This window comes from Enterococcus hailinensis (assembly GCF_045862035.1).
Lineage (GTDB): Bacteria > Bacillota > Bacilli > Lactobacillales > Enterococcaceae > Enterococcus_A > Enterococcus_A hailinensis.
The window spans coordinates 53,057-79,950 of record NZ_BAAFRV010000005.1 but is presented as its reverse complement, the minus strand read 5'-3'; the positions used below and the strand labels follow the sequence as shown (position 1 = coordinate 79,950).

Sequence of the window (26,894 nt, the reverse complement as noted above, 5' to 3'; positions counted from 1 at the left end):
AAAATGGCATCTCCTTCACTTTTTCAAGTATGTTCCAGTATACCTGTTTTTTTTTATGATTGCATTAGAAAAAGGTTTGTGACAATTTAATGTCTCAAACCTTTTTTGATTGTCCAAACTAATCTCTGTTTGATTAAAAGAAGAAGCGTTGGATATCATTCCACGTTACTAAGATCATCAAGAACATGATAAAACCAAACCCGATCATGGTGATCATACCTTCTTTATCTGGATCGAGCGGTTTCCCACGAATCCCTTCAATAAAGTTCAGCAAAATTTTACCTCCATCAAACGCTGGAATCGGTAATAGATTGACGATCCCTAAATTGACAGATAATAATGCCATTAAGTAAATAACTGTCTTCACACCTTGTTTTGATGCTTCGGAAGACATTTGATACATCATTACAGGGCCGCCGAGTTTGTCCAAGCTAAAACCGCTGAAAAGTGAACCCAATGCACTGAAGATTTGTTTGGTCATATCCCAAGACTGAGTCAATCCACCGATAACTTTGTCACCAAAACCAGTTTTATAATAAGGAGCCACACCGATTTGACCGATTTTCTCTCCATTACTTTTTACACTGTTAGCGGTCATTTCAACCGTTTTTTGTTTGCCGTTTTGATCAATGACAACTGAAAGTTTTTTCCCCGGTTTATTCGTTACTGCGCCAGTTAAATCTTCCCATTTGTTGATTTTTTTCCCGTCGATCGAGACGATAGCGTCATTATCTTTCAATCCAGCTGCAGCCGCAGGACTTCCCGCTTGAACTTCACCGATTTGATTTGTATTATAATCCGCTACGCCTCCTTGCAAAAAGGCTAATGCAATGAATAAAACAATTGTTAAAATAAAATTATTCATCGGTCCAGCAAAATTTGTCATAATTCGAGCGCCTAATTTTGCTGACTGAAATTGGACATCTCTTGGCGCAATGCGTACTTCAGTACCATTTTCTTCAATAACTGTTGCATCATGTTGAACGTGATAGATTGTTTCTTGACTTTCGTCTCCATTCACATATCCTTTGATCGTTAAATCGCCTGCTAAATCCGCCGCGATCAATTCCATCGGAACGCTATTTGGCAAATGTACCTTTTTACTGACGTTGATTCGCTTCACTTCGTTTTGTGGCGTCAATTCAACAGAGAGAGGCATCCCCGGACTCAATTCTGTTTCTTCATCTTCTAAACCTGCCATCCGAACATAACCACCAATTGGCAGTAGTCTTAACGTATATGTTGTACCATCTTGAGCCATATGAGCAATCAATTTTGGACCCATGCCGATCGAAAATTCTCGAACTAAAATTCCAGCCCGTTTAGCAAAAAAGAAATGTCCGAATTCATGAACGATGACAAGAACACCAAAAACAATTAAAAACGTAATTATTGTACGCACCATTTATCCTAATCCTACCTTCTCAAGTTTCTTAACGTTAGTTTATCATAGTCTTAAAAAAATTGATTCCATTCCTTATGATTTCATAGAAAATTTAAAAATACAGAAAGGATCAAGTCTTTTTTTAAAGCTGATCCTAAAAAAAAAAGAGCGTCACCGCTCTTTTAGAATAAACCTAATAAATGCATCATTGGAAAGACAAACAACATGCTGTCAAAACGGTCTAAGATACCGCCATGGCCAGGCAAAATATTCCCTGAATCTTTCACATCATAATGACGTTTGATCGCTGATTCTACTAAATCGCCAAATTGACCAACGATTGAGAAAATAAAAGTAAAGAGGATGATCGTTACTAAATTATGATGGAAAACAGCTGGTTGAACTAAAAAGAAGATGATCGCTACAACAATTGCTGAAGCAATTCCGCCTAAGGCTCCTTCAGTTGTTTTATTTGGTGAAATCTCTGGCCAAAGTTTATGTTTTCCAATTTGGCGTCCAACCATATATGCACCGATATCTGTTGACCAAACAATAAAGAAGGCAAACAATAAAATAGCTAAGCTATTTGCTCGGGCAGTTACTAAGTTTTGGAATCCCACACCTACATATAGACTGACGATGACTGGAAAGCCAGCTTCATCAATTGTATAAGTATTTTTCGATACTACTGAAAAACCTAAAATAATCATGACTGTTAAGTAAAATAATAAAAAGTTGCTATTGTTCCCGCTTAAAAATGGCATCCAGCGTTCGGCTGGCAAGACAAGAAAAACAGCTCCTAATATAGATAGCACGCCTTCAAAACTTAGGATTGCTAGTCCTTTCATTCGAAATAGTTCATACACACCGATTCCAGCTAAGACAGCTGCCGCTACTTCAAGTACGACCCCACCGACATACAATATCGGAATAAAGATCACTAATGCGACGACTGCAGTGATTACTCGTTGTCTCATTTTTTCTCCTCCTTATTTAAACCGCCAAAACGACGGTTTCGTTGTTGAAATGAAGCAATGGCCGCTTCCAAATGATCTCCGTCAAAATCTGGCCATAAAGCTTTAGTAAAATATAACTCGCTATAGGCCAATTGCCAAAGCAAGAAGTTACTGATTCGTTCTTCACCGCTTGTACGGATCACCAATTCTGGATCACGTAATTCTTTAGGCAGAAAACCAGTCATCAAATGATCCCCTACAATATCATCATCGATTGAATCAATTTCAAGCGTCCCCGCCTTCACTTCTTGTGCCATCTCTTTGATTCCCGTAACAATTTCTGCCCGACTACCATAATTCAAAGCAAAATTCAGAACTAACCCATCGTTTTGAGCTGTTTGTTCGATTGCTCGTTTAACGGCATCTTGAGTATGTGCAGGCAGATATTCTTCGTAACCCATTACTTGCACCTGAACATTCTCTTCAATCAACTCTGGCACAAAGGTATCAAAAAAGTCCACTGGCAGCTGCATCAAAAAGCTGACTTCTTCTTCTGGGCGTTTCCAATTCTCCGTTGAAAAGGCATATAGCGTTAGCACCTTTACTCCTAAACGATTCGCATGCTTCGTAATTTTTTTAACCGTCTCCATGCCTTCTTTGTGACCAGCAATTCTTGGTAGCCTACGATTTTGTGCCCAACGTCCATTGCCGTCCATTATAATCGCGATATGCTTCGGAATAGCTCCTTCATGATTAAAAATGAACGAAGATTCTTCAGGAGTATATTTTTGTTTTTGTGGAAAAAATCGTAAAACCATGTTTTTTCCTCCTTCATTAATATAAGTAACCAAATACTTTTGAAAAGTCATCTGACATTATATCAATAAACTCAGGTGATTCCTATGGGAATTTCGATTCCTTTAGCCTTTTTCAATGATTCAACGACTGTTTTCAATAAAAAAAAGTCTGAAGAATAAATTCTCCAGACTTTGATCTGTTTGCTTATACTTCTAACAATTCTTTTTCTTTTTCTGAAACAATTTCATCGATTGCTTTGATATTGTCATCAGTCAACGTTTGGATGTCTTTTTCAAGACTACGTAGATCATCTTCTGTTAGATCGCCATTTTTTTGTTGTTTTTTGTAATCATCCATTGCATCACGACGAATATTACGAACCGCAATTTTAGCACCTTCAGATTCTTTTTTCACTTCTTTTGCTAATTCTTTACGACGTTCTTCTGTTAATTGAGGAATCACCAAACGAATCACATTTCCGTCATTCGCAGGATTCAAACCAATGTCGCTAGCCAAGATCGCTTTTTCCACATCTTTGATCATATTTTTATCGAATGGTGTAACCATCAACACACGAGCTTCCGGAATCGTGATAGAAGCCATTTGATTTACTGGTGTTGGCACTCCATAGTAATCTACTGAGATACGGTCAAGTAAACTTGCATTCGCACGTCCAGCACGGATTTGACCCAATTGACGTTGTAACGCCTCTTGAGCTTTTTTCATTTTATCTTTTGCTTCGTTCATTACTGCATCTGCCATATTATTTCCCCCTTACGGTTGTCCCGATGTTTTCGCCGAGTACGACCCGTTTAATATTTCCAGTTTCATTTAAGTTGAATACAACAAGTGGAATATCATTGTCCATACTTAATGAGCTTGCTGTTGAATCCATGACTTGTAATCCTTTTGAGATGACATCTAAATGAGTCAATTCATCATATTTCACTGCATTTTCATCAAGTTTTGGATCTGCTGAATAGACACCATCAACATTATTTTTCGCCATTAAGATAACATCAGCATTTACTTCCGCAGCTCTCAAAGCCGCAGTCGTATCTGTTGAGAAGTAAGGATTTCCTGTTCCTCCGGCAAAAATTACGATACGTCCTTTTTCAAGGTGACGTTCCGCTTTACGACGGATATACGGTTCAGCAATTTGACGCATTTCGATTGATGTTTGAACACGAGTTGGGACATCGATATTTTCTAACGCATCTTGTAATGCCAATGCATTCATAACAGTTGCCAACATTCCCATATAATCTGCTTGTGCACGTTCCATACCCATTTGAGCACCGATTTGTCCACGCCAAATATTTCCGCCACCAACAATAATTGCCATTTCGATACCTAAATCATGGACTTCTTTGATTTCTTCAACGATTTCTTGGATCACAGGTGGATTGATCCCAAATTTTTCATCGCCGGCTAAAGCTTCTCCGCTGAGTTTCAATACTACACGTTTATACTTTGGTTCATTCATCACAATACCTCCACTGTCACTCTACTGATATTTTAGCATATTCTGTTCTTGAAGCGAGCCTATTTTGAATTTGCTTAAAAAAAGGGAGCGCACAGTTATATGCGTTCCCGACTGTTAGTTAAAACAGAATTATTTTTTGATTTGGCTCATAACTTCTTCAACAAAGTTATCTTCACGTTTTTCGATACCTTCGCCAACTTCAAAACGAACGAAGCTTGCAACTGTAGCACCTTTAGAAGATACATATTTTTCAACAGTCATATCAGGATCTTTAACGAATGGTTGGTCAACCAAAGCGATTTCTGCTTTAAATTTATTCAAACGACCAATAACCATTTTTTCAACGATATTAGCAGGTTTGCCTTCGTTTAATGCTTGTTCAGTTAGAACAGTTTTTTCGTGTTCTAATTCTGATTCAGGAATTTGACTTTCGTCAACATAACGAGGGTTGATTGCAGCTACGTGCATAGCAACATCTTTAGCCACAGATTCGTCAGTAGTACCATTTAATAAAGCTAACACAGCAATACGTCCGCCCATGTGTAGGTAACCGCCAAATGCAGCATTATCTTCTTTTTCAACAACTTCAAAACGACGGAAGTTGATGCGTTCGCCAATAACTTGTGTAGCTTCGATTAAAGCTGCTTCTAAAGTTTCGCCTTTAGAAGTAGTTAATTTCATTGCAGCATCCATGTCTGCTGGTTTGTTTTCAGCAACTAAAGAAGCAATTTCTTTAACTAAATCTTGGAACATTTCGTTTTTAGAAACGAAGTCTGTTTCAGAGTTTACTTCTACGATTGCAGCAGTGTTTCCGTTGATTGCAACTGAAGCTAAACCTTCAGCAGCGATACGGTCATTTTTCTTAGCTGCTTTAGCCATACCTTTTTCACGTAAAAGATCGACAGCTTTTTCGATATCGCCTTCTACTTCTACTAATGCACGTTTCGCATCCATCATACCTACGCCAGTCATGTCGCGTAGTTCTTTTACCATTTTAGCTGTTACGTCTGCCATTTTAAGGGCCTCCTTAGATTTTATAAAAAAAGCTGCTTCAAAGGATATTATTTACTTTGAAGCAGCATATGCTACGAAATTATTCAGCTGATTCAGTAGAAGCGTTGTCGCCTTCCACTACATCAACGATTTCTTCGATTGAAGTTGCTTGTCCGCCATCTTCAGCTGCGAAGTCTGCTTCTGCTACTTGATCTTCACCTTGGTTTCCTTCGATGAATGCATCAGCCATTTTAGCAGTGATTAATTTCACGGCGCGGATAGCATCGTCATTTGAAGGGATAACTACGTCGATTTCATCTGGATCGCAGTTTGTATCAACCATAGCAACGATTGGGATGTTTAATTTTTGAGCTTCTTGAACAGCAATACGTTCTTTACGAGGATCAACGATATACATAACATCAGGGATGCGAGGCATATCAGCGATACCGCCTAAGAATTTTTCTAAACGTTCCCGTTCTTTGTTCAAACCAACAACTTCTTTTTTAGGCAATACTTCAAAAGTACCGTCAGCTTCCATAGCGTTGATTTGTTTCAAACGAGCAATACGTTTTTGGATTGTGTCCCAGTTAGTTAAAGTTCCACCTAACCAACGGTGGTTTACATAGTATTGACCAGCGCGGATAGCTTCTTCTTTAATAGCTTCTTGAGCTTGTTTCTTAGTTCCTACGAACAATGCAACGCCGCCGTCTTCAGCAACATCTTTCATGTAATCGTAAGCAGCATCTACTAATTTAACTGTTTTTTGTAAGTCAATGATGTAGATTCCGTTTCTTTCTGTGAAGATATATTTTTTCATTTTTGGGTTCCAGCGACGAGTTTGGTGACCGAAGTGTACGCCGGCTTCTAGTAATTGTTTCATAGACAATACTGACATTTGTGATTCCTCCAATTGGTTTTTTGTTTTCCTCTCCTGCTCTCTTCTTTATAAGGAACTGACAAGCAGCACCGCCTTATAAATCAAGTCAGAATGTGGATTTTTTGTATGTAGTCGCCTACACACAATTAGTAATTATACAAGACTATTTGTAATAAATCAATCTTTTTTATTCTTCTTTTTATGATTAATATTTATCCTATAATAATGCTTAAAAAAACTTTTTCTGCTATACTGAGTGCATAAATATTATCTTGTATTTTCATTTAATCCTTTTCTGGAGCTGACTTAGATTGTTTAATGCTCGAAGGTTTAAAGCTGACACTACTTGATTCTGACTAATTTCAAACAAAAATTAGTTCATTACTATTAAGGTAAGGAGCATTTTTATGCGAAAAAAAGACCGGCACGAATTGATTAAACAAATTATTTCTGAGAATCCCATTCGAAATCAAAATGAATTGATGGATCATCTCAATGCACAACATGTTTCTGCAACGCAAGCGACGATTTCAAGAGATATCCGGGACTTAAAGATTGTTAAAACAATCGATGAGACAGGCAAACCGCGCTTTGAATTGTTCCAAGAACATCCTGTACCAACTGAAGATGACGATATCAAACGTTTGATTCGAATGACTGATGAAGTAATTGTAAAAGTCGATACTGTTCAATTTATGACTATCGTAGGGACGATTCCTGACAATGCCCATTTATTGGCTGCTGTTTTAGATGATCTGTCTAGCGAATACATCGTTGCTACAATGGCAAGCTTTGATACCATCATTGTGATCTCTCGCACTCCAGCGGACGCAGAGAAAGTCACTGAATTTTTAAAAGACCCCACACAGGGATCGATCTTCACGCAAAGTTAATTTAACATAAAGTAAAAGCGATCCTAATACATTAGGGTCGCTTTTTGTCTATTCATCGTTCTTTTACTTAGTGTATATTTTTACGTGTGTTTCGCTTAAATAGTAATAATGCTCCGCCTACAACTAGTAATCGATCCATTCCCTTTACCTAAATCTATATAAAAGTCATACTAAATAACAATTTCCAAAAATAAATATATCTCCAAAAATAATTTCAACAAACATTAACTGCTCGTACTAAACAATCTGCTCACTAATTTATTGTGAAAAACTTTACTTAACGTTTATAAATAAGGGGTATTTTTTCACAAAAAAAAAAGACAACGCAGCATTTTTGCGTTGTCTAGTACAGTTGTTTTTACATTCTGTTTGGAGCATGAACCCCTAATAAACGTAAGTCTTCTTTTAAGATCACTGTTACAGCATGAACCAATGCTAAACGAGCATCTTTTTGATCATCGTCAACCAAAATTTTTGTATGGGCATAGTACTTATTGAAAGCCTGAGCTAATTTAATTGAATGTTTTGCAATCACTGATGGTTCATATTGATCTGCTGCCTGCATCACAACTTCTGGATAGCTTTGTAATAATTTAATGATTTCCCAGCTATCTGCATCATTTAAAGCATAAACTGCTTCTGGATCAATCGTGAAATCTGCTTTTCCTAACACGGTCATTGCACGAGCATGCGTATATTGAACGTAAGGACCTGTTTCACCTTCAAAACGAACGACTTCTTCTAAACTAAAGTCAAAATTATTTAGACGATCGTTTTTCAAGTCATGGAATACTACGGCACCCACACCAACTTGATTAGCAACTTCTTCTTTATTTGGTAGATCAGGATTTTTCGCTTCGATTTGTGCTAAAGCAGAATCTTTGGCTTCATTTAATACTTCTTCTAAAAGAACGATTTTTCCTTTACGTGTAGATAACTTTTTGCCGTCTTTTGTGATCAAGCCAAATGGTACATGAACCATTTCGTCAGACCAATCAAAGCCTAATTCTTTAATGACTGCTTTTAATTGTTTGAAATGGCCACTTTGTTCATTTCCCACGACATACAATGATTTTACAAAATTGTATTCACGTTTGCGATATAGTGCAGCTGCTAAATCACGAGTAATATAAAGTGTTGCACCATCAGATTTTTTGATCAAAGCAGGATTCAAACCGTACTTTTCAAGGTCAACGATTTCCGCACCTTCATTGGTTTTCAATAGATGTTTTTCTTCTAACATCGTTACGACTTCATCCATTTTGTCATTATAGAAGGCTTCTCCGTTGAATGAATCGAAATCAATTTCTAGCATACCGTAGATTTTATTGAACTCTTTCAATGATTCACTACGGAACCATTTCCATAAGCTCAAAGCTTCTTCATCATTGTCTTCTAATTTTTTGAACCATGCACGAGCTTCATCGTTCAATTCGGGTTCTTCTTCCGCTCTTTCATGGAATTCTACGTACAACCGTAACAACTCATTGATTGGTTCCGCCTTGACTTTTTCTTCAGAGCCCCATTTTTTATAGGCAACGATCAATTTACCGAATTGAGTGCCCCAGTCACCTAAGTGATTGATTTTGATTGGATTATAACCAATTTTACTTAAAATCAAGCTAATTGAGTTACCGATCACAGTTGAGCGTAAATGACCCATCGAAATTGGTTTAGCAATGTTCGGTGATGACATATCGATCGTAACATTGCCTTCATTACCAATGTTACTATCTCCAAAATTTTGATCTTCTTTAGCGATTTCTTTTAAGACCATACTTGAAATAACTTCTTTTTTCATGAAGAAGTTTAAATAAGGTCCAACCACTTCGATTTTTTCAAATGCTTCTGGATTGATTTTTTCTGCTAATTCAGCAGCAATTTGTTGTGGTGCTTTACGAAAAACTTTTGCTAATGAAAACGCTGGAAATGCTACGTCTCCATGATCGACTGATTTAGGATTTTCAAGCAAACGTTCAACTTCTTCTAAAGTTAATTGATCTTCTACTACTTCATATACAGCTTGTGCAACGATTTCTTTATTATTCATCCAAATTTCCTCCCTTGAAATACAACTATCCGTAATTGTCTTAGCTCCACATACGATTTTTCGGTAAAACGAGCAATAAACAAAAAAAGCCCTGATGCATCCTGATGCATCAGAGACGAGAATTTCCCGCGGTACCACTCTTATTGTCGTAAATCGACCTACTTAGGCTATAACGGTAGCTGCCGGTTCATCTCAAAAGTGCGCCCTCTATTTTTGTTTATTCGGCTCTCACCTTCCCGAATTCGCTCTGAAACAGACCATAGACTTCTCTTTTTCATCGATGAATGATTTATCTGGCATTCATACTAACAGAAAAATGCATGTCTGACTAGTCACGTGAAGAAATTTTATACTTTTGGAATAAATAAATTTCCGAGAGTCACCGCCATAACTGCTTTGATCGTATGCAGACGATTTTCGGCTTGTTGAAATTGTAAAGCTTTGCTGCTGCGGAAGACTTCATCTGTAACTTCCATTTCTAACAAACCATAATTCATTTGAATCTCTTTCGCCACGTCTGTCTCTAGATCATGAAAAGCCGGTAAACAATGCAAAAAAATCGCTTCCGGATTATATGTTTTAGCCATTAACTGTTGATTGACTTGATAAGGTAGTAATAAATCGATTCGCTCTTTAAACTGTTCTTCCTCGCCCATCGATACCCAAACATCGGTATAGATGATATCTGCTTGATTGACACCTTGATCAATATCATCGGTAACTAAGACGGTGCTATTAGTTTCAGCATCATATTTTTTGGCTAGTGAGATCCATTCAGTATCGGGATAAAGACTTTTGGGTGTTACAATTGAGATATTTACTCCCAAAATAGCACTGGTGACTAAAAGTGAATTAGCAACATTATTACGACCGTCTCCAACATAAGCTACGGTCAATCCGTCTAATGTGCCGAAATGTTCTTTGATCGTTAAAAAATCCGCCAGCATTTGTGTAGGATGCCATTCATCAGTGAGCCCATTCCAAACAGGGACGCCAGAATATTTTGCTAATTCTTCCACGATGTTCTGAGAAAAGCCTCGATATTCAATCCCGTCAAACATACTACCTAAAACTTTCGCTGTGTCTTCTACAGATTCTTTTTTCCCAAATTGGATATCGTTTTTCCCTAGATATTCTGCTTTAGCACCTAAGTCATTTGCAGCTACGGTAAACGCAGCACGCGTTCGTGTAGATGTTTTTTCAAATAGTAAAGCAATATTCTTTCCTAATAAATATTGATGCGGAATATTTTTTTGCTTTAATTCTTTTAAGTGTGCAGCGAATTCAATCAAATAAAGGATTTCATCTTTTGTAAAATCGATTTCTTTCAAATAACTTTTCCCATAAAAAATATTTTTCATAACAATACCCCATTCTTGAATAAACGTTACTTAATATTGTATTTTTATTCATATTATACGAATAAAAAAGAAATATCAAGAGTGGATTTGAAATTTAATGCAAAAAATAAGCGCCGAATTTCTTCGACGCTGTTTCTTATTTAGCTTGTGACAATTTGATTCGATTCAATTTGCAAGTTACTGCACTAGCCACGACTCCGCCATTTAAATTGATAGCCGTTCTTCCCATATCGATCAATGGCTCTACTGCAATGAAAACACCAACCAATCCGACAGGCAATCCTAAAGCGGACAAAGAAATGATCGTCGCCACGGTCCCACCGCCACCGGTTCCTGCGATACCAAAAGAAGTCATGGCAATAATAAAACCGGCATACAATAAAAACTGCGGCGATAACGGATTGATGCCTTGTGTCATGGCTACGATTGAGATAATCAATCCAGGATACACACCGGCACAACCATTCATTCCCATCGAGGTCGCAAATGAAGCGGCTAATCCGGAGACACCACGAGGAATATTTAATTCATCTTGCATTTCGATATTCATTGGCATTGATCCGGCACTTGAGGCCGTGATAAACGAAAAGGATAAAACTGGAAAAGCTTTTTGCAAATAGCGTACCGGCGGCAATCCACATAATGCTAAAATCGCTAGCTGAATCAAAAACATAATCAACATTCCGATATAAGCTGCCGCAAAAAATTGCGCTAATTTCAATACAGCTGTTACATCATTATTGACGATCGTAGCGATCATAATGGTCAAAACTGCATAAGGAGCATAAGAAATAAATAAACGAACAACTGACATGATAATTTCATATGCACTGTCTAAATTATCTTTAAACAATTTTGCTTCCTTGACTTTTCTATCTTTGATTTTTAAATAGGCTACTCCTAAAAAGAAAGCAAAAATCACTACTCCTAATGTTGCACTCGCTCGTTGTCCTGTCAAATCAAAAAAAGGATTTGATGGAAAAATCGCGATGATTTTTTGTGGCATCGTCAAGGTTTTTTCACCGCCTGCAACATAATTTTGTTGGATTTCATTAGCGGAATGCAAGGCGGTCTGAGAGATGTTGAACGAATTCCCATCGATTTTTGAAAAATAACCTGTAACGATTCCGACCATTCCAGCAATTCCAGCAGTGACAATCAATGTGCTGATGATCGTCATCCCTACCTTCAAGACATTCGTTTTGATCTCGATTTTAGTAAAAGCTAACAGCACACAAACAAAAATCAGCGGAACGGCGATCATTTGTAATAATTTAACATACACACTACCAACAATTCCGATCCAATCTGCCAAGATTACACTAGCCGATTGAGATAATACTTGATTAAAAATCAGTCCTAAAATAATACCAATAGCCATTGCTAATACCACCCGTTTAGAAAAGGCCCACTTTTTCTTTTTTAAATAGATCAATCCATACAAAGATCCTATAATAATTAGAAAAGCTCCTGCTAACAACACCTAACCACTACCTTTCGATTTGTTTGATAAAGATACACGATCTTTTTTTTGAGTACTAAGGAATGGTCAGCAATCGCCTGCTCTTTTTTAAGTGACCATTTTCACATGACTGATTGGAAAGACTTGATGAGCTGAATCACTATCCTTAGAAACTCTAAGTTTGATTGTTGCTCAAAATCATTGACGAGATCTATTCACAGCTTCAACTCCCTTTCGATTATTTTCTGGTCACTTACAACTAAAGTATAAAAATTAAATAGCGCTCTCACAACCAGAATAAAGGGTCTGTTTAGGATTTTTCTTACTTATTTTCAAGGTTGGAAAATTAAAAAAACACTGTTTTATCTTTTCATTTTAAATATCATTGAAAATTTTTTCATGATTTATCTTTAAAAAAAGAGTCCTATTGGGTTTTCAAGTCATTGTTAGAAATACTCCATTATTTGATTGGCTTGTGAAATAATAATGTTCAGATAAATATAAAAAGAGCAACTCTAGCGAGCTGCTCTTTTTATGTTTATTTAAATATGTTGAAAAGCCAAACTTGGATCAGCATTCAGTGCCATATTGGCAAAATGTTTTTTCTGTAATTCTACATGAGCTGCTGCACCGATCATGGCTGCGTTATCACCGCAAAGCCGTAATGGCGGAACAATTAAGGTCATTTCTGGCAATTCTTTTTCAATAGCTTCAGTCATTGCTTCTCTTAATCCTCTATTCGCTGCCACTCCTCCAGCTACGATCAACTGTTTCACCGGATAAGCTTTACATGCTTTGATTGTTTTAGTTACTAAAACTTCCACAACGCTCGCTTGGAAGCTGGCAGCAAGATCATTTCGATCCAATTGTTCTTCCCGTTGCTCCGCATTATGTGTCAAGTTGATAAAGGCACTTTTTAAGCCGCTAAAGCTAAAGTCAAAATTATCTTCTTTGATCATCGCTCTTGGAAAATTATATGTATCTTGACCGTGTTGAGCCAGCTCATCGATTTCTTTTCCGCTTGGATAATTCAAACCTAGTACACGCCCAACTTTATCATACGCTTCACCGGCAGCATCGTCACGTGTTTCGCCAATGATTTCAAACGAACCATTTTCAGCCATATAAACAAGTTCAGTATGACCACCACTAACTAATAAAGCCATCAAAGGGAATTCTAACGGTTGAACCAAGCGAGCAGCATAAATATGTCCCGCCATATGATTGATCGGCAACAACGGCAACTCGTTTGCCCAAGCAAATGCTTTAGCAGCACTTAACCCAATCAACAAAGCGCCTACTAAACCAGGACCATAGGTTACCGCCACTGCCGTTAAATCTTCGGTGCGAATATTTGCTTCAGCCAAGGCTTCTTCGATACAAATCGTGATTTGTTCGACATGATGCCGACTCGCAACTTCAGGAACGACACCTCCAAAACGTTTGTGACTATTTATCTGTGATGCCACGATATTCGAAAGAATTTTTTCGCCATTTTCGATCACAGCAACACTTGTTTCATCACAGCTACTTTCGATTGCTAAAATCAATTCTGTTTCATTCATTTGTATTTCCTACTTTCAAGCTCATTAAAATCGCATGTTCTTGCGGATGTTGATAATAATTTTTTCTGATCCCAATTTCTTGGAAACCAAACGTTTCATAAAAAAGACGCGCCTCTTGATTCGAAGCACGAACTTCTAAAAAAATGTTAGCGATCGCTTGCGACTCTGCCCGTTGCAACAATTGCTTCATCAACTTGCGGCCATATCCTTGACCTTTATCTATCGAAGCAATATTTGTGATTTCGATTTCATCACATACTTGTTGAAAACCTAAGAACGCACAAGTTTCTATTCCTTCGGTTAGATAATGACTATGTGGCTGTATCAAATCGCTAGCAAATTGCTCGACCGTCCAAGGCGAGCCGAATTGATAAGCTGTTTGACTGATTTCAAAAAATGTTTGAGCCAATTCTTCCAAAACTATTCCACTTCCAATTGTTTGATCATATCTAAGGCATCTTCATTGTTCTCAGTATAATAATTTTTCCGAATATTACTTGCTACAAAACCCAGTCGGCGGTACAAACGTTGTGCATCAGCATTACTCACTCTAACTTCCAACGAGAGTGTTTTACAATCGTTCATTATAGCGAAATTTTTTACTTCGTCAATCAACAAACGACCGATTCCTTTATTTTGATACGAACTAGCTACAGCAATATTCGTAATATGGGTATCGTTACCAATCAACCGACTACCGATAAAACCAGCAATCTGCTCTTCTTCTGTCAGCAGACATAAATAAAGATGGGGAATCGGCGAATGGATTTCCGATAAAAAGGCACTCTTCGTCCAAGGCGTTTCGCCAAAATAAACGTCCCGCTCTAAAGCAATCAATTCTTTGATGTCACGATCCATGATTTTTCTCAATAAATATTTGTCGTCTCCTAAGCGGACGAATTTTGTTGTAAAAGGATATTGTTTTCCGTATAAAATCGTTTTGACTAACCCGCTAAATTTTTTCAACATAATTTTCGTCCTCTGGATGATGGGTTTCCAACCATTTTTCCTCCGCTTCTACTCGTTTTAAATAAGCTGGTACTAATCCATGGATATCCTCGATAGGTTGTGCTAGATACCCCAATTTTCCTAAAACCAAACCATTCGGCAAATTCAACATATCTGACGTAGCGATTTTGGCCGCAGGAAGTTTTGCTTCAATCTGCTCGATAAATTTAGTTGTTTCACCAATAAATAATGCAGATTCAGTAATTTTTTCAATCAATGCTTCAAAAGATGTGTGTTGGTCTGGGATCAGATTGACTAATTGATTATTTTCCCAGCGATAAACACCTGCATAAACATTATTTCTGCGAGCATCCATGATAGGAACGATCCATTTATTTGTTTGCGCATTGGCAGCGATCACGGCTAGACTCGAGACCGTCGTTAATTCGATTTTTAATGTTTCTGCCAACGTTTTAGCAGTTGTTACCGCAATCCGAATCCCCGTGTAAGAGCCGGGGCCCACAGCAACGACGATCCGATCTAAATCGGCCGGTTTTAACCCGCTTGTTTGCATGACCATTTCAATTGCCGGCATCAACGTCAAACTGTGATTCATTTTTCGATTCAGTTGAAATTGTGCTAGTACTCGATCATCTTCTAAGACCGCTACGGCTAATGTTTGATTGGATGTATCCATTGCTAATAGTTTCATATTGTTCATTTCCTCGCATTTAAGATAGCCATATTTTAACATAAACTAGAAAAGCTTTCCTACTAACTGTTTAAAGATTAATCGTTTCAAAATAAAAAGATCTGCCTACAAGACAGATCTTTCATTTTAATTCGTGGATTCACGTTGAACTAAAGTGGTTCCTAAAGTAATTTTCCGCGGCACCGGTGACACCTCTTTGACCAGTTCCATTAATGTGGTCACGGCGAGTTCTCCCATCCATTCGGTCTCAACTTTAATCGTTGATAATGCGGGAGATACATATTTTGCCACACTGATATCGTTAAAACCGATCACAGATATATCTTCCGGTACACGTAAGCCGGCCGCTTGGATTGCCTGCATTGCCCCAATCGCCAGCGCATCGCTGGATGCAAACAGAGCAGTTGGTAATTTTTCAGTTTTTACTAAAAAATCAGCAACAGCTATTTTACCAGCTTCCATAGAAAAATCAGCTTGTAACATCCATTTTGCTTGATATAAATCCAATTGTTTTAATTTCTGTTCCAAAGCATGCAACCGTGGATCTTCAAGCTGATAAAATGCAGGTTTCGTTTTTTCTTTTCCCGAAAGAACCGCGATATCTTGATGACCTTTTTGAATAAAATGATCGATGACCAAATCCATGCTTTGATCGAAATCAACGACTAATGAATTTAAGCCTTGCTTCATTCCATCAAAATCAACAACTAATATCTGTTCGTTTGTTTCTCGTAATTTTTGAAGCTGCTTATCATCAAATTTTCCTAACGCAATCGTTCCACTAAAGGTGTGATCCGATAACTCATCAAAAGTCTCCCGCTGTAATTGAAGATTTAATTCTTCCGCCTTTTTTTCAATCCCTAATCGAATCGATAAGTAATAAAGATCTGCTAGTTCTTCTGTCTGGTCGTACCATTGAACCAGGCGGATATTCATTTTTTCAGTTTTGTTTCTGCGACGGTTTTTTGTATAATTTAATTCTTCTGCAACTTCAAAAATTCTTTGTCTTGTTTCTTGAGCGACGGATAATTCTTGATCATAATTCAATACCCGGGAAACTGTTGCTGGTGAAACACCGGCTTGTTTTGCAATATCACGAATAGTAGCCATCGCAGCTCCTCCCTAAAACGTCTCGATGAAGCGAGTAAAGCCAGCTTGCCCCTCAACGTCCCGTTTGTATACGCCAGCATCTTCTAATACTCTAGTAAAAATATCTCCTACAGATTGTTGGATGATCGCCATGGCATTTTCACGAGTGATCTCATGTGTTTCTTTCAACTGATCGGCCCATGACTTATGGTAGTCCGCGATCGTATTTTCTTCATCCAATAAATAGTTGGCGACTTCTTCCAGTTCTGCAGCTAAACGCGGCGGTAAAATCGCTAGTCCCATGACCTCGATCAATCCGATATTTTCTTTTTTGATATGTTGGACATCACGATGAGGATGGAAAATTCCTTCTGGAAACTCAGCCGAAACATTATTGTCACGTAAAACTAAATCTAATTCGAAGATCCCTTCTTTACGACGAGCAATTGGTGTAAGAGTATGATGCTGAACACCATCAGCCGTTTTAGCAACGATATTCAAGGCCGTATCAGAATAATTTTGCCATTTTTCAAAAATATGATTGGCTGCCTCAATCATTTCATTTTGATTTTTACCTTGTAAACGAATAACCGACATAGGCCACTTCACGATACCCGCAGTAACTGTTGGATACTCATTTAATTCGATCACACGTTCAATCTCAGCCACTGCCATAGGGAAAGTATGTCTGCCGCCTTGATAATGATCGTGCGAAAGAATCGATCCCCCTACGATCGGTAAATCCGCATTAGAACCCACAAAATAATGCGGTAAAACTTCAGTGATTTTCAATAAACGCTGGAAAGTCGCTTTCGTGATCTGCATCGGACGATGTTCTTCCGACAAAATAATGCAATGCTCATCATAATAAGCGTACGGTGAATACTGGAAGCCCCAGCTCTCCCCGTTTAAATTCATTCGAATAATTCGATGATTGGTCCGAGCCGGATAATTTACTCGACCTTTATAACCTTCATTTTCCATACATAATAAGCAATTCGGATAATCTGAAGTTGATTCTTTGCTTGCTGCAGCAATGTCTTTGGGATCCTTTTCTGGTTTTGAAAGGTTGATTGTGATCTGCAGCTCACCATAAGCGGTTTTCGCTGGAAAATGAATATTACGAGCGATGTCGCGCGTTTTTATATAATCATTGTCAGTACTAATCTTATAAAAATAATCTGTTGCTTGAATAGGATCTTTAGAATAATATTGGGCGAAATAGGCGTTGACCACAGAGGGCGGCGGCGTCATAAAGTCCATTAATTGTGCAGCTAAAATATCTCTTTCTGCCATATTATCAGTAATTTGCTGGTTTTTGAGCGCTTGATCAAGCAAACTATCGACCAATTCAACTGCCGAAACAGTCACTGGACGTACTTCTGTTTTGGTTAATGTCGTCTCACCGATCAAAGCGATCACACGATTTTCTAAATAGATTCGATCCATTTCCATCCAACCACCTGATTGGATCGCTAAGGTAATAAAATCTCTAACTGTTTGACTGATTGACACTGTACTTCCTCCTAATTTGTTTCCACGCACTTAGTTTCCGAGCTGATTATTCAGTTGCTGTCTTATTTCTAATCACTTAATCTTCGTAACCATGAGGATGACTGACATGCCAATCCCAAGCAGTTTGAATAATGGCTTTGATATCTGTATATTCTGGATTCCAGCCTAATGTGTCTTTTACTTTTTCACTTGATGCGACTAAGCGACTAGGGTCACCTGCTCGGCGTGGTCCCACTTCAGCTGCGATTTCTTTTCCTGTCACTTCACGGGCAGCTTCCAACATTTCTTTTACTGAGTAGCCATTATTTGATCCAAGATTAAAGAAGTTGCTGGGATTTCCAGCTTTTAAATATTCTAAAGCTAAAATATGAGCAGCCGCTAAATCTTCAACTTGAACATAATCTCGAATACATGTACCATCTGGCGTATCATAATCTTCACCAAAAATAGTTAGATGATCCCGTTGACCTAATGCAACCTGTAAAATAATTGGGACTAAATGTGTTTCTGGATCATGGTCTTCACCAATGCTTGCATCTGCTTTTGCTCCAGCAACATTGAAATAGCGCAATGCCACATAACGCATACCATAGGCATTGTCACACCACTTCATCATTTTCTCCATCATTAATTTACTTTCACCATAGGGATTGGTTGGATTGGTTGGAACTTCTTCAGTGATCGGCGATACTCCCGGTTCCCCGTATGTTGCTGCGGTTGAAGAAAAAACGATATTTTTGACGTTAAATTCTTCCATTACTTCTAATAAACTTTCCATTCCAACTACATTATTATTGAAATATTTCAATGGTTTCTCGACAGATTCTCCAACTAAAGAACTAGCTGCAAAATGCACGACCCCTTCAATCGTTTCTTGATCAAAAACTTTACGCATAAATGCTTTGTCTCGGCAGTCGCCTTCATAAAAAGTCGCTGCTGAATGAACTGCTGCACGATGGCCTGTCAATAAATTATCAACAACTACAACTTCATACCCCTGTGAAATTAATTTGTCGACTGTATGTGATCCGATGTACCCTGCTCCCCCTAAAACCAAAATAGCCATATAATGAACTCCAATCAATTTTATTTAGTAAACAAATTATAATTTGTTTACTAAATTTCCGCAAGCCGTTTCATACCTTAAGCTTTCCATTTTTTAGCTTTTGCTTCATAATGAATGTATCAGATAAAGGAGTGGTGTAAATGCGTAGATTTGCTTCTGGTTTTGTTACTGGTACTTTAGCTGCCGCAGCGGTAGTTACAGGTGTCGTAATGAGCGTGAAAAAGAAAGTCATTGACCCAATCGAAGAAAAAGAATCAAAAGTCGATGAAAATCGTAAAAAAGCTCAAAGAAAAAGAATTGCACGATAAAAAAGAACGCCAGCTTGGCGTTCTTTTTTATGTCAAAATTGATTGTGCGATCTTCTTCGCTAAATAAAAAATTCGGTCTGAGCTTTTAGGCCGTGGTGAAGCTGCCGTCAGCCAATCGAGCCCTTCTAAAGGAATACCGTAACTATAAATATGCTGTAAAACCTGGTTTTCTTGGTCGATCACTTGATGGGTTTCACGTTTCACCTTCAGCGCACCGGTAAAATGATTTTCTCCTTCAAAGAAAAGGTTATGCGGGGCAAGAAGTCCCGCTTCACGCATTTGAATAAGGAGCGGATTTTCCGTTCGCTCAAGACTTGTTGCTGGTAAACGGGCTTCAATCAAATTGGTTGCTTGATAAGATTCAGCTGGTTTTTGTTTACTATAAGCGATGAACTGTTGGTCTGTTTTTTCCACTGTCATTTGAGGCGCCAAGAATGTAATAATCCCTGCTTCTGCCAAGGCTAACAATTGTTTTTGACGAAGCACCGGCGCTCCAATCGTCAAAAAGCTATACTCACGATCAAAGGTTCCAAAAAATTCTTCAAACAGATCTTTAGGTGTGAATTTTTGCTGGTCAAGCATCCAATGCCAAGGATCTTGCAATTCTTTATATGTATCAATTGCGGATCCGATAGCACCTGTTTGGTTCCCTTGCTCTGCTGCTTCAATATCTTTGCTTAGATACGTTTGGATGAATGTTTGAAAATCTTCTGGCTCGACATCTTTAGCTGGATCTAACAACACTTGCCAATCCAATCGCTGAGCTTTTGGTATTTTATATTCTTCTAATACGTCTTCAGACTCACCCAATCGGTAATCAGTTAAAAACGCCGCTAAGTCTAGTTTTTCGACAGATTTTAACTTCTTTTGATAATATACTAGTTCAGCTTCTTTTCGGATTAATTTAAGAAAAGATTGAACATTTCCTTCAAACCCCTCCATAAATTCTGGTGTCAGTATCTGCGGTTTGGCTTCTTCTCCAGGCCGTTTTTGATTATTCGGTCGTGCGTGGTAAGGAATCCCTCTGCCTGAGCCTACAATGACTGGCTGCTCTTTACCTGTTTTTTGATAAATTAAGTGGCCATTTCTTTCGATAAATGATCCATTCCAATGATCTACTAATAAAGCCAGGTAATCAAAGAAACTTAAGCCTAATCCTCTGATCAAAATAGCGCCTTCTGGATTCAAACGAGTCAAATCTGTATCCGCCGGATTTCCCGGACCTTGATAAAATAGACCGTGTGCATTTGCAAATTGTTGATTTTCTTGTTCCGCTTTTTGTAATTCATCTTGCGATTGACCAGTGGCAAGGATTACATCATCGAATTGGAAAGAATCAGTTGTCTGTACAATAACTTGATCAGCTTGTACTTTTAAGCCAATAACTTTTTCTTGGATCAATTCAATCTGGATATTTTTAGGAGCTGTCTTTTTTATTTGTTCAAAAAACCAACTTTGATAGACACTATAATAACGGCGTTGACAATAATCATTGGCTCCTAATGCTAGCTCTGGTAAAAATTCAGCACTGAGATCAGCTTTTTTCAAATAGGCTTTGGCTTCCTTTTGGTTCCATTCAGCAAAATTGGGTCCTTCATCTTCCGAAAAAAGCGTTACATGTTGCATAACTGTATTCATGAGAACTTGGTCCGTTTGATTTTTTCGCCAAACTTTCCCACCAGGACCATCAGGATCGAAAATTATTAATTTGATTTCAGTAGTTGTGGGTACTTGTTTAACTAATTGTTCTAGTGCAATCAGACCATATGGTCCTGCTCCGATAATCGCAATTTTTTTCATAAGGACTCCTTCTCCACTTAGTTGATAGTTTCAGCTTAGAGAAGAATTAGCAATTTGGCAATTAAAAAAGCCGTTGAACATTTACAACGGCCTCAAGTTCTTATTTTTTTAATACAAAACGATCAAATGCTTCTTTCACACCATCTTCTGCATTTGTTGCTACCGTATAATCAGCAGCAGCTTTAATATTTTCAGTAGCATTTCCCATTGCGATTCCTGTACCAGAAAACTCAATCATTGAAAGATCATTTTCGGCATCGCCGATTGCCATCACTTCGGATTGTTTGATTCCTAAGTGCTCACTTAATTCTTTCAAGGCCATACCTTTACTAGCTTTTGGATTCAACCACTCAACAAAAAATGGTGAACTACGTACAATCGTGTATTTCTCAAAGTATTCAGCAGGAATTTTTTCAAAGGCTGCTTTTAATATTTCTGGTTCATCGATCATCATCATTTTAACAGGCGTCACATCATGAGCAATTTCCTCCGGAGTACGGAAATGTAACGGCATATTTACCAAATGTGCTTCTAAAACAGTATACGAACTAATGTCACGATTAGATGTATACATCGCTTTCTTATCGGCACTATGCAAATGAATATCTAATGTGCGTGCTAAATGATCGATCTCTAAATAATTTTCCCGTGTCAAACTATGCTCCGCGATGACTTCCCAGGTATTCGTATTCAAAACTAAACCGCCATTATAAGTAATAATGTAGTCATCAACTTGATTTAATTCTAATAAGTCTAACTGTGCACGTGCTCCAGTAAGTGGACGGCCAGTACAAAGAACCACATAAACGCCATTCTTTCGGGCCGCTTTGATCGTATCGATCACTGGTTGGGTAATTTCATGGTTCTCATTCAATAAGGTTCCATCTAAATCGATAGCAACAAGTTTTATAGTCATAATATCCTCCTGAAAAAGTTTTCATCTAATATAATAAATGTATTTTAATTTGCAGTCAATCGAATGAAAAAATACATTTTATCTTTCACAATACTATTTTACATAGAAAAACAGTTAGACGAACGTCTAACTGTTTCAACTTAATCGATCTTTTTTTGTTTCACTTTGCCTGTCCAGTCTTGAATACCACCTTTTAGAATGAACAAGTTGGTAAAACCATTTTTACGCAATAAATTGGCAGCGCGTGCGCTGATTGATTTATTTTGATCATAGATATAGACTGGTTGATCCTTGCGTAAAGAACTCATCGTTTCTTTTAACATTGTGTAAGGGAAACTACGTGCACCCAAAATATGTTTTGCATTGAATTCATCACGTTCACGGACATCAATAACTTGTGCTCTACGCATCCCCGCTTGAAATTCTTCTTGCGTGATTACTTTTGCAGAACGTTTGACCATGATGCGAACAAATAATTCATACAACCCATATAAAACGATTATTGTAATTAATACAATATTGATTTTCCACCAAATTGACATAGAACGATTCCTTCCCTGCTGCTTTTTCTATTTAGCTAATGATGCAGCGCCGATCACGCCCGCTTCATTTCCTAATTCTGCTAATTTGATTTTTGTACTTTCACGAACTTGTGGGAAAGTAAATTCTTTGAAGTATTTTTCTACTCGGCTACGTAAAAATTCACCGGCTGCAGAAACACCGCCGCCAATAACGATTGATGAAGGATTCAAGGTATTTCCTAAGTTTCCGCAAGCTAAACCAAGATAGAAAGTCACTTTGTCGATGACCATCAATGCTAAATCATCTTGTTCTTCTTCCGCTAATTCAAACACGTCTTTACTTGTGATGTCTTCGCCATTATCCAAACGAGCTTTTAATTTAGAACCGCCAGCATATTCTTCGGCTAATTGACGAGCCACACGTACAACACCTGTTGCACTAGCGACTGTTTCTAAACAACCACGTTTGCCGCATGTACATTCAAATCCATGAGGATCGACTGTTACGTGTCCGATTTCACCAGCACAGCCGGCTAATCCATGAAGCAATTCACCGTTCATGATGATTCCACCGCCAACACCAGTTCCTAATGTCACAAAGATTACATCGGGTTCGTTATCGCCAGCACCCTTCCAACGTTCGCCTAAGGCAGCAACATTGGCATCGTTATCAATCGTGAATTTGATGTTAGTTCCTTTTTCGATTTCTTTCTTAACTTGTTGTAATGTTGTCCAGTTTAAGTTGTATGCTCCGATAACTGTTCCGGCTTCAATATCTACACTACCAGGAGTTCCCATACCGATCCCGATAAATTGATCTGAAGTCATTCCATATAAAGATAAATGATGATTAATTGAATCAATGATGTCTGGTACAATATGTGAGCCATCATCTAGAATATTGGTCTCAATACTCCACTTTTGTTGGATTTCTCCGTCTTCAGTCAAAATTGCAAACTTAACCGTTGTCCCGCCTAAATCAATTCCTAATAATTTTTTATCCATACTAGTCACCTTCTCGACTTTCTTCAATGTGATGTTCCCGTTTTAGGATGCCCCAGCCTTGTAAATAAGTATCACGATCTATCAATCGACCTTCGTATAAATTCTTCAGTTCGATTTGCATCAACTCAATATCATAGATCCTTTTTCCGACATAAACATAAATGCCGAATTGTTTCAATAACTGTTGTACATCATATAAACTTTCCATCAAAACACATCCCCAGTATTATACAGAAAAATTTGCTATTTTTATAGCCTAAATTCTCAAAAAAATTTTCTTCACATTGTATTTTATAGTATTGTCTCATCAGTCGCAAATCGAAAAATATTATTTTTCTAATAAGTCGGCTAATTTCAAGACTGTTTTCCAATTTCGCAACGTCATACTTTTAGAATCTTTTGCTATTTTTGGCACAATTTTTGAAAAATGTAGACTATCATCCATCAAAAAATAGACTTGTTTTCCAGCAACAACAGCGCGTTCACTTTCCATCAAAAGAGACGCTGAGGTGATTTGCTCGGCAGAAAAACCAACATATAAATGTGCTACTTTGGGATTTTTTTCTTCTGTATGTAAAATTTCAGTCGCTGAAAATGGCAAATCTTCAATAACTTGCAAGAATTTTTCCTTTGTTAGATAAACAACTGTAGTTTCAAAGCCAAATCGTTGCATGAAGCATACGGCCACTTTAGCAGCGAGCACTTCGATCGCTTCATCAGTTGAAAAAATCAGGTTCCCGCTTTGGATATAACTAACGACATCCTGACAGCCTAATCCATTAAAAATTTCTTTTAAGTCAGCCATTTTTACACGATTCTTTCCTCCGACATTGATTCCTCTAAACAACGCTATATAATTCATTTTATTTTTTCCTTTCAATAAAAAAATACGAGCTTAATGCTCGTATTAATTCAATAGGCCAAATTTTCGAATACCGAATAAAAGACAAATCACTGTAACAAAAATAAATAATAAAACAGCAGTCACTCGTTCTCGCGTAGTAAAGCGATCTTTAGCAAAAGGTACGGCTAGTCCCCAACCAGAGAAGACTCCCCCAGCAATACCGCCTAAGTGACCCCAGATATCGATCGTAGAATCAAACACTCCAAATGCTAAGTTCATTAAAATAAACAATCCAAATTGGCGAGTCAACGCTTGGATATTAGGATTATCGCGATAATGTAACCCCACGATCAAAAATGCGCCAAACAAACCAAAAAGGGCTGTACTAGCTCCGCCGGACAAAGTCGTCGGCTGATTAAACGCAAAACTAGCAAAATTTCCCATCACGCCACTTAATAAATAAATGATCGCAAAACGCCAGTGACCAAAAATCGCTTCACATTGTTGGCCCATATAGTAAAGGACTACACTATTCAAAGCAAAATGCATCAAACCAAAATGGATGACCATTGGTGTAATGAAGCGCCAATACTGATGTTGAAAAACGATCGATGGAGCAAACATTCCTAACTGGCTCTCGATTCCTAGACTAGGTAATAAATATTGCAGTAAAAAAACAACTGTATTGATTACAAAAATCGTATACATAACATACGGTTTATCTCTTCTCATGCTTTCCCTCTTTCAATTTACTTCGCCATAATCAAACGATCAATCGGTAAGTCAAACGTTTCTGGCTGCCAATTTTCAAAAATTTGTTCTTTAAAAACAAAACTGACCGTATCGCCTTGATAATTTGCTAAGTAGCGATCGTAATATCCGCCGCCAAAACCGATCCGGTATTTTTGATGCGTAAAACATAGACCAGGAACAATCAGCAAATCAATTTCTTCAGGCGTTGCAACAGCTTCAACCTCAGGTTCTTCGACACCAAATTTCGTCATCTGGTAACTCGTTTCTGGATCAACCCAATGAAAAACCATTTTTCCTTTAGGCAAAGATTTTGGAACAGCAATGTTTTTCCCTGACTCAAACGCCTTTTGGATTAATCTTTCTGTCGGAAATTCAATCGCTGTTGCTTTTGTAACACCAATTGTTTTGGCCTCTTTCCAAATCGCGCTCTCAAAAAACTGATTATAGATTTGAGTGACTTGGTCTTGTCGCAATTCACTTTTTGACAATTCAACCAATCGCTTGATCGCTTGTTGGCGTAATCTATCTTTTTCCACCCTATCACCTTCTTAATAAAAAGAATAGCAAAGTCTGACCAAAATAAAAAGGGGATCACTCCCCTTAAAAAAAATCACTAACAATTTGACGTGCAATCATCAAACCACCAATCGCATTAAAGTGTAAATGATCGCCACTGTCATAATTAGAAATCAATCGACCATTCTCTTCAACAATAGCTGCAAAATCCCAGAGCTTTTGCTCATTATTTTCACGTAGCCATTGATTGATTGTTTGACGGACCGTTTCTTTGGTCGTATCCATTCCTGGATAACCTAAACATGGCGTTAACGTACAAAGTTGGTAATCCACACCGCGTTCTACACAATAATCAATCAATCGTTGGACCGCTAGTTGAAAATGTTTTAAATCCAGTTCTCCATGGATCAAATCATTTGCCCCAAAAAAGATGATCACTTTTTTTACATTATGATGACTCTCTAAACATCTTTTTAAACGTGTAAAACTATCATGACCATAAAAAAACTGATTCTTATCCGTTGACTGATCGTCACTACTATCTTTCAATAAGAAGCTGCCATTGATTCCCTGATTGACCAAAAATAAATTATTCGATCTTAGTTTTCGTTGCAGCGGAGCTGTCCAAGTAGCCCCCTCGGTCAAAGAATCACCTAAAGCAATCAGACACTCTCCTTCGATATCGGCTTCGATCGCTAATAATCCTGTACAAAAATCAGTATGTCCTTTTATCGGTAAAAAGTCAGCATCATTAAAAGCATAACCACTTTCCATCGGTTTCGCTTCAAATTTAATTTTCCATTTAGCAGCTTCAGAATCAATTAAAATAGCGGGCGTATAGTGGTATTTACCTGGATCAACAGAGAACGCACCAATTTGCTCAATCAATTCATTTGATTGAACCGTCAGAGCTTCGATCGATTGTCGCTGATGGCCGTATTCATTCGCAAAAACTAATCGGATCTGTTCAACCGGTAAAATTTGCTTAAAAGACAAATCAACTGTTCCATTACCTTCACTATAATTCGCAATCCCACGTTGCGCGTGACTCCAAATCGTTGTCCAGACCATCT

The 26,894-nt window shown here is 37.9% G+C and carries 28 protein-coding genes; 2 read left to right on the top strand and 26 right to left on the bottom strand.

Annotation, left to right across the window (positions count from 1 at the left end):
- Positions 1-133 precede the first annotated feature (133 nt).
- From rseP to rpsB, 7 genes are all read right to left on the bottom strand, one after another.
- Entirely contained in the window at positions 134-1,402 is a 1,269-nt protein-coding gene (gene rseP / locus ACKTSC_RS05525; RefSeq protein ID WP_407857116.1) for an RIP metalloprotease RseP, read from the bottom strand.
- A 164-nt stretch (positions 1,403-1,566) separates the two neighbouring features.
- Positions 1,567-2,361: a phosphatidate cytidylyltransferase gene (locus ACKTSC_RS05520; RefSeq protein WP_407857062.1), complete on the bottom strand. Its 795-nt coding sequence runs from the start codon at positions 2,359-2,361 to the stop codon at positions 1,567-1,569.
- The gene (locus ACKTSC_RS05515; protein WP_407857061.1) at positions 2,358-3,158 is read right to left on the bottom strand and encodes an isoprenyl transferase; all 801 of its coding nucleotides are present in this window, start codon (positions 3,156-3,158) and stop codon (positions 2,358-2,360) included. Before ACKTSC_RS05515 ends, ACKTSC_RS05520 begins: the two co-directional genes overlap by 4 nt.
- A 184-nt stretch (positions 3,159-3,342) precedes the next feature.
- Positions 3,343-3,900, bottom strand: coding sequence for a ribosome recycling factor (gene frr, locus ACKTSC_RS05510; RefSeq protein WP_332581115.1), 558 nt, complete (start codon positions 3,898-3,900; stop codon positions 3,343-3,345).
- A gap of 1 nt (position 3,901) precedes the next feature.
- On the bottom strand, positions 3,902-4,624 hold the full coding sequence (pyrH, locus tag ACKTSC_RS05505) for a UMP kinase (RefSeq protein ID WP_071858314.1): 723 nt from the start codon (positions 4,622-4,624) through the stop codon (positions 3,902-3,904).
- 129 nt (positions 4,625-4,753) lie between these two features.
- Positions 4,754-5,638 (bottom strand): translation elongation factor Ts, encoded by an 885-nt coding sequence (gene tsf, locus ACKTSC_RS05500; RefSeq protein ID WP_332581116.1) that lies wholly within the window; start codon positions 5,636-5,638, stop codon positions 4,754-4,756.
- Between the two features lie 79 nt (positions 5,639-5,717).
- Positions 5,718-6,515 (bottom strand): 30S ribosomal protein S2, encoded by a 798-nt coding sequence (rpsB, locus tag ACKTSC_RS05495; protein WP_332653427.1) that lies wholly within the window; start codon positions 6,513-6,515, stop codon positions 5,718-5,720.
- 389 nt (positions 6,516-6,904) lie between these two features.
- Here rpsB and ACKTSC_RS05490 point away from each other — a divergent pair, with 389 nt between their 5' ends.
- Positions 6,905-7,390, top strand: a complete 486-nt coding sequence (locus ACKTSC_RS05490; RefSeq protein ID WP_332580330.1) for an arginine repressor — start codon at positions 6,905-6,907, stop codon at positions 7,388-7,390.
- A 358-nt stretch (positions 7,391-7,748) separates the two neighbouring features.
- Here the strand turns inward: ACKTSC_RS05490 and argS are convergent, their stop codons facing one another.
- The 10 genes from argS to galE form a co-directional block, all read right to left on the bottom strand.
- Positions 7,749-9,440, bottom strand: coding sequence for an arginine--tRNA ligase (gene argS / locus ACKTSC_RS05485; protein WP_332580331.1), 1,692 nt, complete (start codon positions 9,438-9,440; stop codon positions 7,749-7,751).
- 347 nt (positions 9,441-9,787) lie between these two features.
- Complete coding sequence (gene argF / locus ACKTSC_RS05480; protein ID WP_407857060.1) at positions 9,788-10,801, bottom strand: ornithine carbamoyltransferase; 1,014 nt, start codon at positions 10,799-10,801, stop codon at positions 9,788-9,790.
- Positions 10,802-10,937: 136 nt separating this feature from the next.
- Positions 10,938-12,284, bottom strand: a complete 1,347-nt coding sequence (locus ACKTSC_RS05475; RefSeq protein WP_407857059.1) for a cation:dicarboxylate symporter family transporter — start codon at positions 12,282-12,284, stop codon at positions 10,938-10,940.
- A gap of 521 nt (positions 12,285-12,805) precedes the next feature.
- Positions 12,806-13,828: a tRNA (adenosine(37)-N6)-threonylcarbamoyltransferase complex transferase subunit TsaD gene (tsaD, locus tag ACKTSC_RS05470; RefSeq protein ID WP_407857058.1), complete on the bottom strand. Its 1,023-nt coding sequence runs from the start codon at positions 13,826-13,828 to the stop codon at positions 12,806-12,808.
- A complete protein-coding gene (rimI, locus tag ACKTSC_RS05465; RefSeq protein ID WP_407857057.1) occupies positions 13,821-14,246 on the bottom strand; it encodes a ribosomal protein S18-alanine N-acetyltransferase in 426 nt (141 codons plus the stop codon). The genes tsaD and rimI (ACKTSC_RS05465) overlap by 8 nt, the downstream gene beginning before the upstream one ends.
- Before the next feature lie 2 nt (positions 14,247-14,248).
- Positions 14,249-14,797, bottom strand: coding sequence for a ribosomal protein S18-alanine N-acetyltransferase (rimI, locus tag ACKTSC_RS05460; protein WP_332580336.1), 549 nt, complete (start codon positions 14,795-14,797; stop codon positions 14,249-14,251).
- Positions 14,781-15,488 carry a tRNA (adenosine(37)-N6)-threonylcarbamoyltransferase complex dimerization subunit type 1 TsaB gene (gene tsaB, locus ACKTSC_RS05455; RefSeq protein WP_407857056.1) on the bottom strand — a complete coding sequence of 236 codons (708 nt, stop codon included), beginning with the start codon at positions 15,486-15,488 and terminating at the stop codon, positions 14,781-14,783. The genes rimI (ACKTSC_RS05460) and tsaB overlap by 17 nt, the downstream gene beginning before the upstream one ends.
- A gap of 126 nt (positions 15,489-15,614) precedes the next feature.
- Complete coding sequence (locus tag ACKTSC_RS05450) at positions 15,615-16,598, bottom strand: LacI family DNA-binding transcriptional regulator (RefSeq protein ID WP_407857055.1); 984 nt, start codon at positions 16,596-16,598, stop codon at positions 15,615-15,617.
- Between the two features lie 12 nt (positions 16,599-16,610).
- Positions 16,611-18,092 (bottom strand): UDP-glucose--hexose-1-phosphate uridylyltransferase, encoded by a 1,482-nt coding sequence (galT, locus tag ACKTSC_RS05445; protein ID WP_407857054.1) that lies wholly within the window; start codon positions 18,090-18,092, stop codon positions 16,611-16,613.
- 76 nt (positions 18,093-18,168) lie between these two features.
- On the bottom strand, positions 18,169-19,158 hold the full coding sequence (gene galE / locus ACKTSC_RS05440) for a UDP-glucose 4-epimerase GalE (protein ID WP_407855966.1): 990 nt from the start codon (positions 19,156-19,158) through the stop codon (positions 18,169-18,171).
- 140 nt (positions 19,159-19,298) lie between these two features.
- On the opposite strand from galE, the gene ACKTSC_RS05435 reads away from it, so the two are divergent.
- The gene (locus ACKTSC_RS05435; RefSeq protein ID WP_071858302.1) at positions 19,299-19,466 is read left to right on the top strand and encodes a DUF3042 family protein; all 168 of its coding nucleotides are present in this window, start codon (positions 19,299-19,301) and stop codon (positions 19,464-19,466) included.
- Positions 19,467-19,493: 27 nt separating this feature from the next.
- Here ACKTSC_RS05435 and ACKTSC_RS05430 read toward each other — a convergent pair whose 3' ends face one another.
- From ACKTSC_RS05430 to ACKTSC_RS05390, 9 genes are all read right to left on the bottom strand, one after another.
- The gene (locus ACKTSC_RS05430) at positions 19,494-21,266 is read right to left on the bottom strand and encodes an FAD/NAD(P)-binding protein (RefSeq protein WP_407857053.1); all 1,773 of its coding nucleotides are present in this window, start codon (positions 21,264-21,266) and stop codon (positions 19,494-19,496) included.
- Positions 21,267-21,366: 100 nt separating this feature from the next.
- Positions 21,367-22,182, bottom strand: a complete 816-nt coding sequence (gene yidA / locus ACKTSC_RS05425; RefSeq protein WP_407857052.1) for a sugar-phosphatase — start codon at positions 22,180-22,182, stop codon at positions 21,367-21,369.
- Positions 22,183-22,322: 140 nt separating this feature from the next.
- Positions 22,323-22,724, bottom strand: coding sequence for a rhodanese-like domain-containing protein (locus ACKTSC_RS05420; protein WP_332580343.1), 402 nt, complete (start codon positions 22,722-22,724; stop codon positions 22,323-22,325).
- Between the two features lie 27 nt (positions 22,725-22,751).
- Entirely contained in the window at positions 22,752-23,708 is a 957-nt protein-coding gene (locus ACKTSC_RS05415) for an ROK family glucokinase (protein ID WP_407857051.1), read from the bottom strand.
- Between the two features lies 1 nt (position 23,709).
- Complete coding sequence (locus tag ACKTSC_RS05410; RefSeq protein ID WP_332580345.1) at positions 23,710-23,916, bottom strand: YqgQ family protein; 207 nt, start codon at positions 23,914-23,916, stop codon at positions 23,710-23,712.
- 120 nt (positions 23,917-24,036) lie between these two features.
- A complete protein-coding gene (locus ACKTSC_RS05405) occupies positions 24,037-24,570 on the bottom strand; it encodes a DUF1697 domain-containing protein (RefSeq protein WP_407855964.1) in 534 nt (177 codons plus the stop codon).
- 45 nt (positions 24,571-24,615) lie between these two features.
- Positions 24,616-25,284 carry a rhomboid family intramembrane serine protease gene (locus ACKTSC_RS05400; RefSeq protein ID WP_407857050.1) on the bottom strand — a complete coding sequence of 223 codons (669 nt, stop codon included), beginning with the start codon at positions 25,282-25,284 and terminating at the stop codon, positions 24,616-24,618.
- Positions 25,285-25,301: 17 nt separating this feature from the next.
- The gene (locus tag ACKTSC_RS05395) at positions 25,302-25,841 is read right to left on the bottom strand and encodes a 5-formyltetrahydrofolate cyclo-ligase (RefSeq protein WP_407857049.1); all 540 of its coding nucleotides are present in this window, start codon (positions 25,839-25,841) and stop codon (positions 25,302-25,304) included.
- Between the two features lie 64 nt (positions 25,842-25,905).
- Positions 25,906-26,892 carry a GDSL-type esterase/lipase family protein gene (locus ACKTSC_RS05390; RefSeq protein WP_407857048.1) on the bottom strand — a complete coding sequence of 329 codons (987 nt, stop codon included), beginning with the start codon at positions 26,890-26,892 and terminating at the stop codon, positions 25,906-25,908.
- Between the last annotated feature and the right edge of the window lie 2 nt (positions 26,893-26,894).